We start from the raw sequence: 15,300 nt of genomic DNA on the forward strand, positions 1-15,300 counted from the left end.
GCGAGGTGAAATTCTTTTGGCTCTCATTTTGATGATTTGTCGTGGTAAGCGAATCTTTCGGCAAAGGTGATGTCTGCTCATTCAGTGCACGAGTTGTTCCAGCAGGCCTTCCAAGTGCCCAACCCAGGCAGCCGTGTTGAACAGAGGCAGGTTGTGTTGCTGATCAAGCAGATGGCGGCGCAGGCGCCTCAGTTCGGCAGGTTGACGGCCCAGGGCGATGGCTTTTTGCTGGTAGGCCTCGGGTGTTGAGCAGATCAGCTCATTGAGCCCTGTGGCGGCGCAGAGACTGGCGCCCATGCGCGAGGCAAAGTTCTCGCCTGGGCAACTCAACAGGGGAAGGCCGGCTGCCAGTGCAGTCACCGCCGTGGCCCCAGAGCTGTAAGGGCTGGTGTCGAGCAGTAAATCGGCGAGGCTGCAGGCCTGAGAGAACAAGGCGCTCTCCAGCTTTGGGCTGAAGACCAGGCGCTGAGGCCCCAACCCCGCTGCTCTGGCTTTCTTGCGCAGGCGCTCTTCCACCAAAGGCTGATCATTGATGATCCAAAGCAGCGCATCCGGCACCTGCTGCAGGATCTCCAGCCAACAATGAAATCGCATCGGTGTGATCTTCTCGGCTCGGTGGAAGCAGGCGAACACCACGGCGTCCTCCGGCAGGCCGATGTCGTTGCGAGTCAGTGCTGGCTGGGCTGCATCGCTGCACTCCTTCAATGAGCTTGAGCTCACGAATGCCCAAGGCAGGCGGTGCACTGTTTCTCTGTAGTGGGAGTCGTGCTCTGGTGGGATCAACCAGGTATCGGCGATCAGCCCATCGATCCAGTCGGCCCCCAGTGAGCCTGGGTATCCGAGGTAATGGAGTTGCAAGGGCGCGGGCCTGCGGGCCAGCACGTCCGGACGCCCATGGTGGGTATGGCCCATCAGGTCGATCAGCACATCGATGCCATCGGCCCGGATCTGCTGGGCGATCGCCTCGCTGCTGTCTGCCGCCACGATCTTGAAATGGTCCACGCCCTTGCGGATCGCAGCGCTGACCGCATCGGAAATGTCGCTGAGGGAATAGGCGAACACCTCGAAGCGTCTTCGGTCGTGTTTTGAGAACACGCCATGGATCAGATGGCCCATGGCATGGTCGCGGAAATCGGCTGAGAGGTAGCCGATGCGCAGGCGTTGGCTGTTTAGACGGGGTGGTGGCGGTAGGTGCCGGCCGGCTATGCGGGCGCGGGTGGGTTCGCTCCAGCGTTCACCCAGGCGACGGTGAAGGGCGGGTGGAAGTGCAAACAAAGATGCGGTGAGGGGGGCAACCAGGGGGCCATCACTGCTCTCGGCGTAGCGCTGCAACTGCCTGAGCATCCGAGCAGCACGGCGGTCGTAGTCATCCCAGTCGCAGAGGCTGAGGCGATGCCATTCGAGGCTTGTGAGCACGTCGGTGGCCTCTGGAGCGAGGGTGTGGGCTGTGTTCAGTGCGTGAAGACCGGCTTCGGTGTGACCCAGGGCCGCGAGGGCCTGCCCAAGTTGGTAGTGACCTTCTGGCAGCTCCGGTCTCTGGCGCAGCAGGCGACGAAAGCAGGGCACGGCAGCCTCCACTCGGCCCAGTTCCATCAAGGTGCTGCCCAGCTGCAGCAGCAGATCAGGACGCTGTGGCGTGGCACGCAGGATCACCCGTAAGGCTTCAAGGGCCTGGCGGGTGAACCCCAGGCTGCGCAGTTGCAGGGCGAGCGCGAGCAGGTTGTCGCCGGCGATGGTGAGGCTGGGCTCCAGTCGCAGTGCTTCGCTGTGGTCAGCGACCGCGCCATCGAGATCACCTTGGAGCTGACGCAGGGCGCCGCGATTGGTCTGGGCGCGGGCACGCAGGCCGTTGGAGCATGAACTGTCTGTGGTCTGCAGCAGGGCATCGAGGCTCCTGATGGCCTCGAGTGGTCGGTTTTGTCGGTGCAGCACGTTGGCCAGCTGCAGCTGAGCAGGACCATGGTTCGGTGTGAGCTGCAGCAGTTGGCGATAGAGCTGTTCGGCCTCTGGCCAGGCCTGCGCCTTTTCAAGAGCCCGCGCCGAGCGAAACAAGGTTTGAGGCTCGCTCCACTTGCCGAGATAAGCCTGCACCGAACGATCCCAGAGCGCACCGGCGGCCATTCCGCCACTGGCATGGATCAACGGAAACGGCCATGTCCCGAGACACAGGCCCGCCTGGAGGGCCGAGCGGCAGAAATCCAGGTCGTAATGGTGGAATGCAAAGCGTGGGTCAAAGCGCACGCCTGAACGCTGAAGCGTGTCGGCCCGCGCTGCGATGAACACGCCGTCAAGGGATTCAACCGGCATGGGTGTGGGACCAAAGACGGTCGGTACCGCTGACCCGAGCGATCCGTGGCGGATGGCGCCGCTCAAGTAGGCATGGTCCCACTGGCCGCTGGTGGGGTCCAGCCACCAGGCAACTTGTCCCCGTTGATGACGTTGGTTGCCGCATACCCCAACCACATCAAAGCGGGCTAAGGCCTTCTGCAGTTGTGAGCCGAGGTGTTCAGGGCCAAGGTCCACATCGTCGTGGCAAAACACCAGCACCGTGGTTGGCGATGAACTTTCGATCGCAGTGTTGTACGTGATTGCGAGCGATTCGTGGTTGCCGCAACGAATGGTGCTCTCGTAAGACTTGTGCTCTGGCCGGGTTAGGCATCGTCCGAGTAACGACTTCTGGGCAAAGTCTTCCGGTGCAAATCGGCTGGCGCTGACGATGTGGATCGAGAGATCAGCGTTGTGAATGATCTGCACCTGCGATCGATCGTATGAATGTTATGGCAATGATGAGGATTGTGCAGGCTCCTAGTAGTGATAATGGTGGGTGGATTTGTGATTGTGCGCTTTTTTGGAAACGGTTTTGGTCGCTCAATCAATGAAACAATTAAAACTTTGGTATGGAAATTTTCCTGTTGATCGATTGTGATGTTGTTCCTTCCTTCTTTGGCTTGGGTGGATCAGAGGATCAAGGAGTTGTCGGGTAAGTCGTTGACTCCTTTGAGGTTGATTTGAAAGTCAGCAAAGAGGACGTCGTCAATATTGAGTCTGAGGACAGCGTTGTTAAACCTTGCCTGGCCAATGTCTGAGAAGCGATCGGATCCAATGAAGACATCACCCAGATCACCGCTAGGTACCACGATGAGACCACCGCCAGGCATCAAGAGGTCGAACCCACCCATTCCCTTAGATGCTTCTCATCGAATTCTCAGGAACAAAGCAGCGATTTTTGAAGGGGTCAGAGCCCATTGGTACGCGTCTCCCGAGCCTGCTCAGAGTGTTCTTTTGGGATCGTGTTTGAGTGTGTCCTGCGGTAGTTCTCCGTAGTAGTCCTGATACCGTCGAGCGAAGTGGCTGCGGCTGGTGAAGCCCATGGATGCAGCGCTGTCGCCAACACCGGTGAGGCCTTGGCTGGCGAGGCGAGCTGGGTCTAGTAGCAGTTCCCTGACGCGATCCATGCGGATCGCGCGTTGCAGCTCTAGGGGTGTGCGGTCGAAATGTTCTCGGGATCCGCGGAACAACGACGTACGCGATTGGAACAGCTCGGCGCTGAGTGCTTCAACGGTGACTGTCTTCGTGGGGTTTTTGTCGCACCAGTGCAGCAGGTCGATGGCGGCTTCATGGCGTGCTTCGCGTTTGGCGATGAGCTTTGTGCGTGCCTGGGGTTCTTCAAAGCAGCGAATCACGCTGTCGATCAGTTGATCGGGGTCTTCGGGATTCCATCCCTGTTCGTTGCGTTGAATCAGTTGGTGGAGTTGATTCCGCAAGCGTTGTTGCAACTCCGGCAGTAGTTCCAGTTGATTGGTGCCTTCCCAGCGTTCCAGGGTGCGCTGGCTTCCTCCTCGGTGGTTCAGCTGCTCCAGCAGCACTTCCTTGCCAATCACGATTGTGGCCAGCCGGGCACCGGCGGGCAGCCTCAGATCAAAGTCGGTGAGGTGGCGGTTGTATCCCATCAAGGCAGGCCACTCCACGGAAATGCCCTGTGCCCGATACAGCGATGACGCCTGGGGCTCTTCCAGAGGGATGGCCACCGTGCAGGGTTTCGGCCGGCGGGTTCCGCTGAGAAACAGGCATTGGTTGGTTTCCAGCAGATTGCAGCGAACTGCTCCCAGGTGAAAGCTGCGCAGCCGACCCTGCAAGGGGCCGGGGCTCATCTGCAGGGCCACAAGATCGGGCGACAGTGGTTGGAAGAGCTCCTGCAAGCCCTGACAGCTGGAAAACGTGCTGTCCAACTGGATCACCGACGAGCTGAAGACCTACTGGAACTGTTGCTATTCACGCGCCCGATCGTTCGCGATGGTGAGCCGATGCGTACGCGATTGTGTTCATTCCTGGATGGCGGCTGCGTGGTTGAGGCTGCTGTTGAGGTTTTGGACAGACACTGGTGTCGCGCGTTGCACGCTGTTCGTTTCCAGTGGTTGCTCGTTCTCTTCTTGTTGGCCTTGCGGCCAGCCTGTTGATCGCCGAGTCGGCTTCTGCCCAGCCAAATCCGATCACGTCCTTCACACGCATGTGGGGTGAATGGGATGTGGTCCCGAACACGCAATGGGCTCCCAAGGCCGTGGATCCATCGGCGCAGCCCGATCGCTCGATCCAGATCTTCAAATTTCAGCCCGTCGTTCCCTTCCGCCTCAACGACGACTGGACCGTGCTGACGCGCACGATCTTTCGCTTCATCTCCTTGCCCACGGCGGATCCCCTTATTGGGCTGTCGCCAGAGGGTGGGCCCGTACTGCTTGGCTGGGATCAGCGCAGTCAGGCCGGCTTGGCCGACATCAGCCCCACCGCCTTTCTGGTGCCGGATCTCGGCCCTGACTTCACCGTCGGCCTGGGCTCATCGCTGGTGGTGCCGGTCGGTGATGGCGCGATTGACAGCGGCAAGTTGTCCGTCGGCCCTGCACTCCTGGCCTTTTTTCATCGCGGCCCCTGGGTCGTGGGGGCTCGCATGCGCAATGTGTGGTCGGTGGGTGGCCAGTCCGATCGCGACGACGTCAACCGCATGGTGGTGCGAGGTCTGTTGCGTTACCAGTTGAATCCCGACTGGTATCTGATTTCATCGCCGATCATCGCCGCCGATTGGACCCAGCCGGATGGCAAAGGCTGGATCGTGCCGGTTGGCGGCGGTGTGGGTCGCTCGTTCCGACTGGCCGGTCAGCCCATGCAGGTGTCGGTGGAGGGCTACTACAACGCGGTGAAGCCTCAGGTGTTGGGTGAGGAGTTGCTGGGTGACTGGACGATCCGCACCCAGTGGCAGATCTTCTTTCCCAACTGAGCCGCATCAGCGCCGGTTCGAGCGACTAAGGGTCGCGATAAAGGTGCGTCGACCGAAGCGGCGAACCCTGTGGCGCCCCCACGGCAGCCAGCGAGTGGTGTTGCGCAAGGCCTTCAGCCAGCCGGCCACATAGTTGCGATGGCGCTGTGGACTGAGAACCCAGCGCGCGATTTAGGACGAGCCAACACCCAGGAGCAGAATCCGACCGATCCACAGGTGCGGGTTCCAGGTTCAGTCAGTGAGGTTGCGGCAACGGATGAAATGAGGTCCAAAAAGCGTCTTCACTTCGCCATCGGTGTTTTATCGGTGCTTGGTCATGATCACTTGGTGATGATCTGGTCGGGTCTCTACGGATTGGAGTTCTCGATGCAAAAGACAATTAGCACCAGATCAGCGTTCTGCTGACTTGAGCCTGATTCATGAAGATGGCTCATCTTGGATATGGCGATATCTCAACTCTTTTATTCTATTTCTAAGTCTTTGAGTGCAGGGGTATTCTTGAAGCTTCTGCGTGCACGGTTGTCGGAGTTTAATCTCTCTATCAGCTTCAGGTAAGCATTATCACTCGACCGGGTTCCTGTTCCTATTCTGCCGTAAAGCGTTGGAAGAGTGAGTATATTCCAGTCTGCTGCAATTCGATTTGTCCTTGATGACTATCGGTGGTTGGCCGAGGATAGGCTTGATGTTAATGAGCTATCCGGTTTCGTGGGTGGCAAGGTTTGCGTTGAAGCGTTTCGCTGTTGAGGTTGAATGTTGATTGGTGCGCAAGGAGTTGTGGTTGGCATGTGGTAAATCGCTCGCGATAATTGTTGAACAAGCGTCGCTCTTGTCTGTTCTGTTTAGGGTGTTTGTGGGCATGAATCTTCGCTGTAATGAGATAGTTTTTGCTGCATCAGCGAAGTCTGGCTTTGCCTGCGAGCCCCAGCGCTTGCAGGCATGCTGTAAAGCGGCCGGCTTCTCGGAAAATCGCTCTCGGTAAGGCTGCAAGGTGATGCACCGTAGGTAGCAAAGCCCTTTTCTGTTGAAGCTTTGTTGCTCGCTGTTGGCATTGCCTAGCCCGATACTTTTGAAGACGTGCATGATGTCCTTCTTCAATCGTTCCAGAGCAAATCCGATTGAAGTGGTGTTTGACGTTGTGTACCAAGGGCCTCGACTTGCTGTTCAACTGCAGCGCTGCTGGATGGCTTTCACAAGTTTTGGAACCGCATCCCGCTGGCCCTGCAGCATGAAGGCCTCCCGTTCCAGTACGCGGTCGCCGTGGTGGTAGCTGCGGAGAAGGATGGCGCTGATTTCCCGCTCCACCACAGGATTCAACTGGGCTGACCAGCCGAGGGGCGTGAGCCTGCCGCTGGGGCAACTCTGAGCGGCATGAACCGCTTCATGCAGAACGGTCTGCCGCACGATGCCCAATGGAATGGTGAGCGGAGAAATCCACAGTGTTTTGCTTTTGGCCTGGAACAGTCCGTAGCTGCCGCGCACCGGAGGCAGGGCGATGCGCACGTTGAACCCTTTGCTCTGCAAAGCCTGAATCAGAGGATTCAGATCAGCCGGGAGTCGATCGAGTGGTTGGGGGGCCAGTGCTGAGGCGATCAGGGCCGCCGGAAGCACGGCGCTCATGGTCATCACTGGGAGCGCTGCAGCCAGCGCAGGCTCAGCCACCAGCCGACAGCACCACAGACAGCACCCGTCAGTGCGGAGCCAAGAAGCAGACGGCTCAAAACGCTCCAGCCCACCTCGCTGAAGCCCTCCTGGCGAAGAGTGTCGAACCCTGGCCAGGGACGTCCTGGACCCAGTACGAGGTCTCCGACTTTGAAGTTGAACATGTAAAGGGGCACGTAGGTGAAGGGATTGCTGATCCAGGTGCCCGCTGCGGCCAGGATGTGATTGCCGCGCACCACGCTGGCCAGGGCGATGCCCAGAAGCGTTTGGAAGCCAAAGAACGGAAAGCAGCCGCAGAAGATCCCTGCAGCCAGCCCGCGGGCGCGCTGACCGGGAGTGCCCTCCTGTTGCCAAAGCCACTGCAAAGCGTCTTGGACGCGTTCCCTTGCCTTGATCAGCATCCGGCCCATGGGAGTTGACAGCGGTCTCTTCAAGGTGGTGGGACTGCGATCGTAGGAAGGAGCGCAGGGCCTGGAGAGCCGCTCGATGCAGGAGATCAATCGAGACGCGCAAACGATCGCCGCGGTGGCCACGGCTGTGGCTCCCGCGCAGGGGGGGATCGCCGTGATCCGTCTCTCCGGCCCCCAGGCTCAGTCCGCTGTGAAGGCGGTCACGCGCATTCCAGGACTGCAGCCCTGGGAGAGCCATCACGTGCTTTACGGCCATGTGTTGGCGGCGGAGAGCGACGAGCGGATTGATGAAGTGCTGGTGCTGTTGATGCTGGCGCCGCGCAGTTTCACCGGGGAGGATGTGGTGGAGATCCATTGCCATGGCGGGGTGATTGCCGTGCAGCGGGTGCTGGCCCGGGTGCTGGATCAGCCTGGGGTGCGACGGGCTTTGCCTGGTGAGTTCAGCCAGCGGGCTGTGCTCAATGGGCGTCTTGACCTCACCCGTGCGGAGGCCATCAGTGATCTGGTGGCGGCACGCAGTCAGCGTGCTGCGCAGCTGGCGATGGCCGGCGTGGATGGGGGAATTCAGAAACGGATCACAGCCCTGCGTGAACGTCTGCTGGATCAGCTCAGCGAGTTGGAGGCTCGGGTGGATTTCGAGGAGGACCTGCCGCCCCTGGATGGATCAGCCCTGCTCGAGGAGTTGCAGATGGTGCGCTGCCAGCTGCAGCAGCTGGTGGAGGATGGGCAGGTTGGTGCCGCTCTGCGCCAGGGGCTGCGCGTGGCCCTGGTGGGACGTCCGAATGTGGGCAAGAGCTCCTTGCTCAATCGTCTCAGCCGGCGCGAGAGGGCGATCGTGACCGATCTGCCCGGCACCACCCGTGATCTGCTGGAGAGCGAGATCGTGCTTGAGGGGGTGCCGATCACCCTGCTCGATACCGCGGGCATTCGGGCGACGACCGATGCGGTGGAGCAGCTCGGCATTGCCCGCAGTCACGACGCCCTGGCCAGTGCTGATCTGGTGCTGCTCCTTTTTGATCTGAGCGTGGGCTGGACGCCAGATGATGAGGCGCTTCGGCAGCGCGTCCCCGACGCTGTGCCCCATCTGCTGGTGGGCAACAAAGTGGATCTTGCTGGTTCTGATGCTCTGGCGAGGCTCAGCTCCGCTGCTGTCGACGTGTGTCTCAGTGCCAATACAGGCGCCGGGGAGGCTGAGTTGGTGCAGGCCATGCTGAAGCGTTGTGGGGCTCTCACAGACGGCTCTCTGCTGCTTTCCCTCAACCAGCGCCAGGCGGATCTGGCTCAGCAGGCTGCCGATGCTCTGGCCCGCAGTGCGCAGGTGGCGGCCGACGGGTTGCCCTGGGACTTCTGGACGATCGATCTGCGTCAGGCGATTCGCAGCCTTGGCGAGATCACTGGCGAGGAGCTCACCGAATCAGTGCTCGATCGGATCTTCTCCCGCTTCTGCATCGGCAAGTGAAGCGGGTCAGGTGCTCTCTCCACCATCGCTGTGTTGCGGCAGCCAGTGGGCGATCAGCATCACGATGGTGACCGCTCCATAGCCGACGGACCACTGTTGCCCTGTTCCCCAGCCAAGGTCGAGTGTGGTGTCGGACACACTGAAGGTCCAGGCATGGATCACACCGAACCAAGCCAGGAGGCAAGCAAGAGCGCTCGTGGCTGCCGCTGCCAGGAATCGCTGTTCGATCACGTACACCAGCATTGCGGCCAGCAGCATGGCGGTGATGATTTGACCCTGTTCCAGGGCGAAGGCGCCGGCGGCCCAGATATCAGCCCTCGCCAGGGTCTGCACGAGATCTTGACCAAAGGGGTTTTGAACCGTGCCTGCACCACCGGCGCGTAATCCAGCTTTCAACAGTTGTGCTCCCCAGCCCGCGAGCCCAGGGAGCAGTCCCAACACCACAGCAGACGCATGACGCAGGGGTGTGGCCTGGAAGGCCTGAGCGCTGACCGCGATGCCGACATACAAAATGATCGCCATTCCGGCTTCGATGGGGATCACTTCGGCCACAAGGCCAAACAAACCCAGCAGGCAGCCTGCTGCCATCACCAAGCCATTCAGCAAGGAATATCCCGATCGGGCACCGAGGGCTTTCCAGGCTGGATGGCCGATGTAGATCGTGGTGGGAAAACAGGACCCCAGAACCGCGGCAGAGAGGGTGCCGATTCCATCGATCAGCAAGGCTGGCCTGGCCGGATAACGATCTCCCGCGGCTGCCGCACTTTCAAGATTTTGAAGAGATCCGATCACGTTGAACAGGCCCATCGGCAGGATGACGCCCATCCAGGGAATCAGCTCGCCACGGCCCTGCCAGAGGGTACTGAGCTGGAGGGTGGGGAGATGAAGGCTCACCGCAGTCAGAGCGTTGTTGATGGCGTCTGAATCCGGCTGAATCATGCCGCTGCCCCAGGCCAGCACCGCTCCGATCAGAACGGCACTCAATCCCGTGGGTAAGGGCCAGCGAACGTTGCCGAAATAGCCCACGAGGATCACCGCAAGGCTGCTCAGGCCGATCAAAGGAAAGGAGTACGTGCGCAGAAAGAAGGCCAGGGCGAGAAAGCCCATCGCGATACCCGCCAGAGTGGAGAGCAAAGCTGCCCGTGGAAGCCAACGCTGCAGTCGGGTCACCGTGAAGGCCCCTGCTATCTCGATCACGCCGGAGCCAAGGCATGCCATCACCCCGGCCTGCCAGGAGCGCGTGATCGCTTCCGCTTCGCTCAGTCCACCGCCGAGAGCAGCCAGTTTGACGGGCAACATCACCAAAAAAATGTAGGCAAACAGGCTGATGGTGTTGATGCCGTAAGGCAGGGCCGTGCAATCGGTTCGTTGCTCTCGCCGGGCCAGCTGCATGGCCTGATTGGCGTAGGCAAGATTGCCCACCAACAGGCTGATTCCTGTCGCTGGAAGGATCACGCCGAAGAGAAGGCTGTCGGGGTAACCGAGCACGGTTCTGCACAGCCCGAGGATCAGCAGGATGTTGATGAGATTGTCGAGGGCCAGGGCGAGAAACCCATCGAGATCACCAGGGCGCCAGGCCTTGAGAACGCGTTCCGGGAACCCAACCATGACCAAACCTGTGTCGGAATTTCCTCAGCTTGCTCCCCGACATTTCAATTGGGATGGCTCTAGCGAAGTGCCTTCAGAATGAGATCTCCTTGTTTGGTCTGTCCTGTGACTGATCCACTGGCTGCTCTCAAGCCCTCGCAGTGGGCCCAGTTGAAAGTGCTCTGTTGGCTGGCAAGTGTGGATGGGGATGTGGCTTCGGAAGAGCGGGCACTCCTCAGCAAGCTGTCGCAGCGTCTGCTGCCTCTGGAAGATCCGGAGGATGCCCTTGCGTCGTTGCAGGCTGAGTCGTCGGAGGCCGAACTGGAAGCCTGGGTCGCCCAGCTGAACGGCACGGATGATCGGATGGCCATGGTGTCGCTGGCGTTTCAGATGGCCTGCAGCAGCCAGGGGCCGGACGATGACAGTGCCATCAACGCCGCTGAGAGGGTGGCTTATCGGCGCCTCCTAGAGGTCCTCAACCTCTCGGATGCCCAGGTACAGGAGGCGGAATGGGCTGCCCGCCAGGCTCTCAAGGAAACGCCGGCTCTCCTCGATCGTCTCAATCAATTGCTGTTTGGCTGGGGAGCCTGGCCTTCGGTCGCGGCCCTTGAGGCGTCGGGCACCAGCTGGCTCTGATGGTGGCTGCTCTGCCGATCACCCCGCAGCTCCAGAGGCAGCTCGAGGCCTGGCTGATGGAAGATCTCGGCCGAGGCGATCTCACGGCTGCAGCACTTCAGGGGTGTCGTGGTGCGGCTCATTGGATGGCCAAGGCAGACGGCCAGTTCTGCGGTGGTGTGTTGCTCGAGCCATTGGTGCATCTGCTTGACCCGGCGGCTGAGGTGAATCTGCTGGTGGGCGAAGGTCAGTGGGTCGAGGCAGGGCAGCGTCTGTTGGAGGTCGAAGGTGCGGCTGCAGCCCTTGTGGGCGTTGAGCGCACGGCTCTCAACCTGGCCATGCGCTTGTCCGGGATTGCCACAGCCACAGCGGCCTTGGTGGCTCAGCTCCAGGGCACCGGTGCGCGTCTCGCTGATACCCGGAAGACCACGCCGGGGTTGCGCGTGCTGGAGAAATACGCGGTGCGCTGCGGCGGTGGGGTGAATCACCGCATGGGGCTGGATGACGCGGCCATGCTCAAGGAAAACCACATCGCCTGGGCGGGGGGCATCACTGCGGCCATCGCGGCCGTGCGCGAGCAGGCTCCATGGCCCACGGCTGTGATTGTTGAAGCGGAGACAGAGGCCCAGGCCACTGAAGCGGTGCGAGCGGGCGCCAATGGGGTGCTGCTGGATGAGTTCACCCCTGAGCAGCTCATGGCCCTTGTGCCGCGTCTGCGGGAATCCAGCACCTGCGGGGTGGTGCTGGAGGCCTCGGGCATTCAGCCCGAGCAGTTGCAGGCCTATGCCGTCACTGGCATTGATCTGATCTCCACGAGCGCACCGGTCACCCGCAGTCGCTGGCTCGACCTCAGCATGCGCTTCTGTGCTTGAGCGTCTTAGTCCTCGTTGCAGAGGGGCGCCCAAGGCGGGCTGGTGTCCACCTGAAGCAGCAGCAGCACAGCGTCCTCCGGACCGACCGTCCATGAGCGGTGACCACGACCCGCGCGCGTCCCCTGGTCCCCTCCAAAGGACAGCTCACCGGCACCCATCGTCACGGTCTGTCCGTCCATGGTTTCAACGGCCCAGGAGCCCTGGAGGGGAACGATCCATTGGGGTTTGGGATTTTCGTGCCAGTCGTAGACGCTTCCCGCCGGCAGTACCAGGGTGATGAGAGTGGTCGTTTCCTTGCTATGGCGGGCTGACCAAAGGGGAGCAGCACCCTCAGCAAAAGGGGTGAATTGATGGCCCTCCAGGGCATGCCGTGCCTGCCGACTGATGCCGTCGGCATCCACCCAGACGCGCCAGTAAGGAATCGCTGGTGACGCCATCGCGGAACTGTGAACGTTGCCTCGCTCTAGCTGTGGAGACAGGCTCTTGCCTCAGTGGTCATTCAGCGGTTGACAGTGCCGCGGGATGATCGGTGCCTGCCAAGCCTTCTGCTTCTTCCATGCTGCGCATCGCCCAGGCCCTTGAAACCCAGTTGCGCGATGCGATGCAGCGGGCCCTCCCTGAAGCGGATGCGGGGCTGGATCCCCAGCTGGTCGCCGCCAGCAAGCCGGAGTTCGGCGATTTTCAGGCCAACGGTGCCCTCCCCCTGGCCAAGCCCTTGAAGCAGGCCCCACGGCAGATCGCCACGGCGATTGTGGAGCAGCTGCAGGCGGATCCCGCCTTCACGGACCTGTGTTTAGAGCCTCAGATCGCTGGCCCAGGTTTTATCAACCTCACGATTCGCCCTGAGCGGCTGGCGGCCGAGGTGTCGGCTCGGCTTGGGGACGAACGGTTGGGGGTGCCGGCGGTGGTGAACGAGGCACCGGTGGTGGTGGATTTTTCCAGCCCCAACATCGCCAAGGAGATGCATGTGGGGCACCTGCGCTCCACGATCATTGGCGATTCTCTGGCGAGGGTGCTGGAGTTCCGCGGCCATCCGGTGCTGCGCCTCAATCACGTGGGCGATTGGGGCACCCAGTTCGGCATGTTGATCACCCACCTCAAGCAGGTGGCGCCGGAAGCTTTGGAGACTGCCGATGCGGTGGATCTCGGTGATCTGGTGGCCTTCTACCGCGAGGCCAAGAAGCGTTTCGATGAGGATGAAGCCTTCCAGTTCACCTCCCGTGAGGAGGTGGTGAAGCTGCAGGGTGGCGATCCGGTGTCGCTCAAGGCCTGGGGCCTGCTCTGCGATCAGTCGCGGCGCGAGTTCCAGAAGATCTACGACCGGCTCGATATTCGCCTCAGCGAACGCGGTGAATCGTTTTACAACCCTTTCCTGCCGGCGGTGATTGATGGGCTGAAGGACGCTGAGCTGTTGGTCACCGACGACGGTGCGGAGTGTGTGTTCCTCGAAGGTGTGCAGGGCAAGGACGGCAATCCCCTGCCAGTGATCGTGCGCAAGAGTGATGGAGGCTTCAACTACGCCACCACCGATCTGGCGGCGATTCGCTACCGCTTTGGAGCGGTTCCCGATGGTGACGGCGCTCGCCGGGTGATCTATGTGACCGATGCCGGCCAGGCGAATCACTTCGCTGGGGTGTTCCAGGTGGCCACACGGGCCGGCTGGATTCCTGACGGCGCTCGCCTCGAGCACGTGCCCTTTGGTCTGGTGCAGGGAGAGGACGGCAAGAAGCTCAAGACCCGCTCCGGTGACACGGTGCGTCTGCGGGATCTGCTCGATGAAGCCGTGGAGCGGGCCGAAGCCGACCTGCGCTCACGTCTGAAGGCGGAGGAGCGCAGCGAGTCGGAGGAGTTCATTCACCACGTTGCCGCCACCGTCGGTTTGGCGGCCGTGAAATACGCCGACCTCAGTCAGAACCGAATCACGAATTACCAGTTCTCCTTCGATCGGATGCTGGCGTTGCAGGGCAATACGGCGCCCTATCTCCTGTATGCCGTGGTGCGCATCGCCGGGATTGCTCGCAAGGGGGGTGACCTGGAGGTGTCGACGGCACAGCTGCAGTTCAGCGAGCCCCAGGAGTGGGCCCTGGTGCGGGAGCTGCTCAAGTTCGATGTGGTGATTGCCGAGGTGGAGGAAGAGCTCTTGCCCAACCGCCTCTGCAGCTACCTGTTCGAGCTCAGCCAGGTGTTCAACCGCTTCTATGACCAGGTGCCGGTGCTCAAGGCCGAGTCAGAGGCTCTCCCCTCAAGGCTGGCGCTTTGCAGGCTCACTGCCGACACGCTCAAAGCAGGCCTCGGCTTGCTGGGGATTCCCAGCCTGGAACGGATGTGACTGGGCCCAGCATCCCACGCCTTCTGCTGCTCGGCACCGGTGGCACCATCGCCGGTACGGCTCCTGAGTCCACCCAGCTGAATCGTTACGCCGCGGGGGTGATCGGTGCTGAGGCGTTGTTGACAACTCTGCCTCAGTTGAATCGGCTCGCCGAGATCCAGGTGGAGCAGATCACCAATGTCGACAGCGCTGACCTTGGCTTCAACCACTGGCGCGATCTGGTGAGTCGTCTGAGGCAGATCCTGGCTGAGGATCCAGGTTTGGTTGGCGTGGTGATCACCCATGGCACCAACACGCTTGAAGAAACCGCCTGGTTGCTGCAGCTTCTTATTGATGATCCCCGGCCGGTGGTTTTGGTGGGAGCGATGCGGCCTGCGTCCGCTCTCAGTGCCGATGGCCCCCTCAACCTCTACCAGGCCGTGCAGGTGGCCTGCAGTGCTGATTCTCGCGGTCGCGGCGTGATGGTGGTGATGGATGGCCAGATCCACAGTGCCCGTGATGTTGCGAAACGCGCCACGCAGGGAGTCGGTGCTTTTCACAGTGCAACACGAGGCCCCCTGGGTTGGGTCGATGATTTCGGTGTTCATCTGTCTGGAGTGGAACGGAGCGCGTCGGTTCCTTTTGCTGGTCTGTCGCTTCCGACGATCTGGCCTCAGGTGGTGATCCTGCACGGATGCGTGCAACCGTCTGAAGCGTTGATTCCAGCGTTGCTGTCGGCTGGGGTGGAGGGCCTGGTGTTTACCGGGACCGGCGCTGGGCAATTGTCAGCAGTCGAACGGAACGCGCTTGCGCAATGGCAGGGTCCTCGGCCTCTCATGCTTCGTGCGAACCGTTGCGGGATGGGGCCTGTGCACCGCTGTGAGGATCACGCGCGGCTTGGTCTGCTGCCAGCGGGTGATCTCAGTCCCCAGAAAGCGCGGGTGCTGCTACTGCTGGCGCTGATCAACGGGGATGACCGGAACACGCTGGCTTCTCGACTCATGGTTGTTTGAGATCTGCGATTCAGGCTCGAGATATTGCGGCTACCGAGTTGATGGATTGGTGGACGTTTTTTGCCAGCTTGCTTCCAGCCTGGCTGTGTCGCCTTCATAGTTCAGTCT

The 15,300-nt window shown here is 61.0% G+C and carries 14 protein-coding genes; 6 read left to right on the plus strand and 8 right to left on the minus strand.

The annotated features are described in order from the left end of the window. Positions 1-81: 81 nt before the first annotated feature. The 3 genes from WH7805_RS13575 to WH7805_RS09885 all read right to left on the minus strand — a co-directional run bounded on the left by WH7805_RS13575 (position 82) and on the right by WH7805_RS09885 (position 4,238). On the minus strand, positions 82-2,754 hold the full coding sequence (locus WH7805_RS13575; RefSeq protein WP_006042930.1) for a tetratricopeptide repeat protein: 2,673 nt from the start codon (positions 2,752-2,754) through the stop codon (positions 82-84). Positions 2,755-2,957: 203 nt separating this feature from the next. Continuing rightward, a complete protein-coding gene (locus WH7805_RS09880) occupies positions 2,958-3,179 on the minus strand; it encodes a hypothetical protein (RefSeq protein WP_006042931.1) in 222 nt (73 codons plus the stop codon). A 90-nt stretch (positions 3,180-3,269) separates the two neighbouring features. Beyond that, positions 3,270-4,238, minus strand: a complete 969-nt coding sequence (locus WH7805_RS09885) for an AraC family transcriptional regulator (protein WP_006042932.1) — start codon at positions 4,236-4,238, stop codon at positions 3,270-3,272. 143 nt (positions 4,239-4,381) lie between these two features. Between WH7805_RS09885 and WH7805_RS09890 the strand changes: the two genes are divergently transcribed. After that, entirely contained in the window at positions 4,382-5,269 is an 888-nt protein-coding gene (locus WH7805_RS09890; RefSeq protein ID WP_006042933.1) for a hypothetical protein, read from the plus strand. A gap of 693 nt (positions 5,270-5,962) precedes the next feature. Here the strand turns inward: WH7805_RS09890 and WH7805_RS14460 are convergent. The 3 genes from WH7805_RS14460 to WH7805_RS09905 all read right to left on the minus strand — a co-directional run bounded on the left by WH7805_RS14460 (position 5,963) and on the right by WH7805_RS09905 (position 7,338). Next, a complete protein-coding gene (locus WH7805_RS14460) occupies positions 5,963-6,349 on the minus strand; it encodes a hypothetical protein (RefSeq protein WP_156783667.1) in 387 nt (128 codons plus the stop codon). 81 nt (positions 6,350-6,430) lie between these two features. Then, positions 6,431-6,928 (minus strand): hypothetical protein, encoded by a 498-nt coding sequence (locus WH7805_RS09900; protein ID WP_156783668.1) that lies wholly within the window; start codon positions 6,926-6,928, stop codon positions 6,431-6,433. Continuing rightward, on the minus strand, positions 6,892-7,338 hold the full coding sequence (locus WH7805_RS09905) for a DUF2062 domain-containing protein (RefSeq protein WP_006042937.1): 447 nt from the start codon (positions 7,336-7,338) through the stop codon (positions 6,892-6,894). The genes WH7805_RS09900 and WH7805_RS09905 overlap by 37 nt, the downstream gene beginning before the upstream one ends. Before the next feature lie 76 nt (positions 7,339-7,414). Here WH7805_RS09905 and mnmE point away from each other — a divergent pair, with 76 nt between their 5' ends. Then, positions 7,415-8,797, plus strand: coding sequence for a tRNA uridine-5-carboxymethylaminomethyl(34) synthesis GTPase MnmE (mnmE, locus tag WH7805_RS09910; protein WP_006042938.1), 1,383 nt, complete (start codon positions 7,415-7,417; stop codon positions 8,795-8,797). Between the two features lie 6 nt (positions 8,798-8,803). Here the strand turns inward: mnmE and WH7805_RS09915 are convergent, their stop codons facing one another. Continuing rightward, positions 8,804-10,405 (minus strand): hypothetical protein, encoded by a 1,602-nt coding sequence (locus WH7805_RS09915; RefSeq protein ID WP_006042939.1) that lies wholly within the window; start codon positions 10,403-10,405, stop codon positions 8,804-8,806. Positions 10,406-10,510: 105 nt separating this feature from the next. Between WH7805_RS09915 and WH7805_RS09920 the strand changes: the two genes are divergently transcribed. Beyond that, on the plus strand, positions 10,511-11,020 hold the full coding sequence (locus WH7805_RS09920) for a TerB family tellurite resistance protein (RefSeq protein ID WP_156783669.1): 510 nt from the start codon (positions 10,511-10,513) through the stop codon (positions 11,018-11,020). Further along, positions 11,020-11,871 (plus strand): carboxylating nicotinate-nucleotide diphosphorylase, encoded by an 852-nt coding sequence (nadC, locus tag WH7805_RS09925; RefSeq protein ID WP_006042941.1) that lies wholly within the window; start codon positions 11,020-11,022, stop codon positions 11,869-11,871. Before WH7805_RS09920 ends, nadC begins: the two co-directional genes overlap by 1 nt. Positions 11,872-11,876: 5 nt before the next feature. On the opposite strand, the gene WH7805_RS09930 is transcribed toward nadC, so the two are convergent. Continuing rightward, positions 11,877-12,308 carry a hypothetical protein gene (locus WH7805_RS09930; RefSeq protein WP_006042942.1) on the minus strand — a complete coding sequence of 144 codons (432 nt, stop codon included), beginning with the start codon at positions 12,306-12,308 and terminating at the stop codon, positions 11,877-11,879. 119 nt (positions 12,309-12,427) lie between these two features. On the opposite strand from WH7805_RS09930, the gene argS reads away from it, so the two are divergent. Together argS and WH7805_RS09940 are read left to right on the plus strand one after the other, a co-directional pair. Beyond that, a complete protein-coding gene (argS, locus tag WH7805_RS09935; RefSeq protein ID WP_006042944.1) occupies positions 12,428-14,200 on the plus strand; it encodes an arginine--tRNA ligase in 1,773 nt (590 codons plus the stop codon). Next, a complete protein-coding gene (locus WH7805_RS09940; RefSeq protein WP_006042945.1) occupies positions 14,197-15,192 on the plus strand; it encodes an asparaginase in 996 nt (331 codons plus the stop codon). The genes argS and WH7805_RS09940 overlap by 4 nt, the downstream gene beginning before the upstream one ends. Positions 15,193-15,300 lie beyond the last annotated feature (108 nt).

Origin of the sequence: Synechococcus sp. WH 7805 (assembly GCF_000153285.1) — a bacterium.
Lineage (GTDB): Bacteria > Cyanobacteriota > Cyanobacteriia > PCC-6307 > Cyanobiaceae > Synechococcus_C.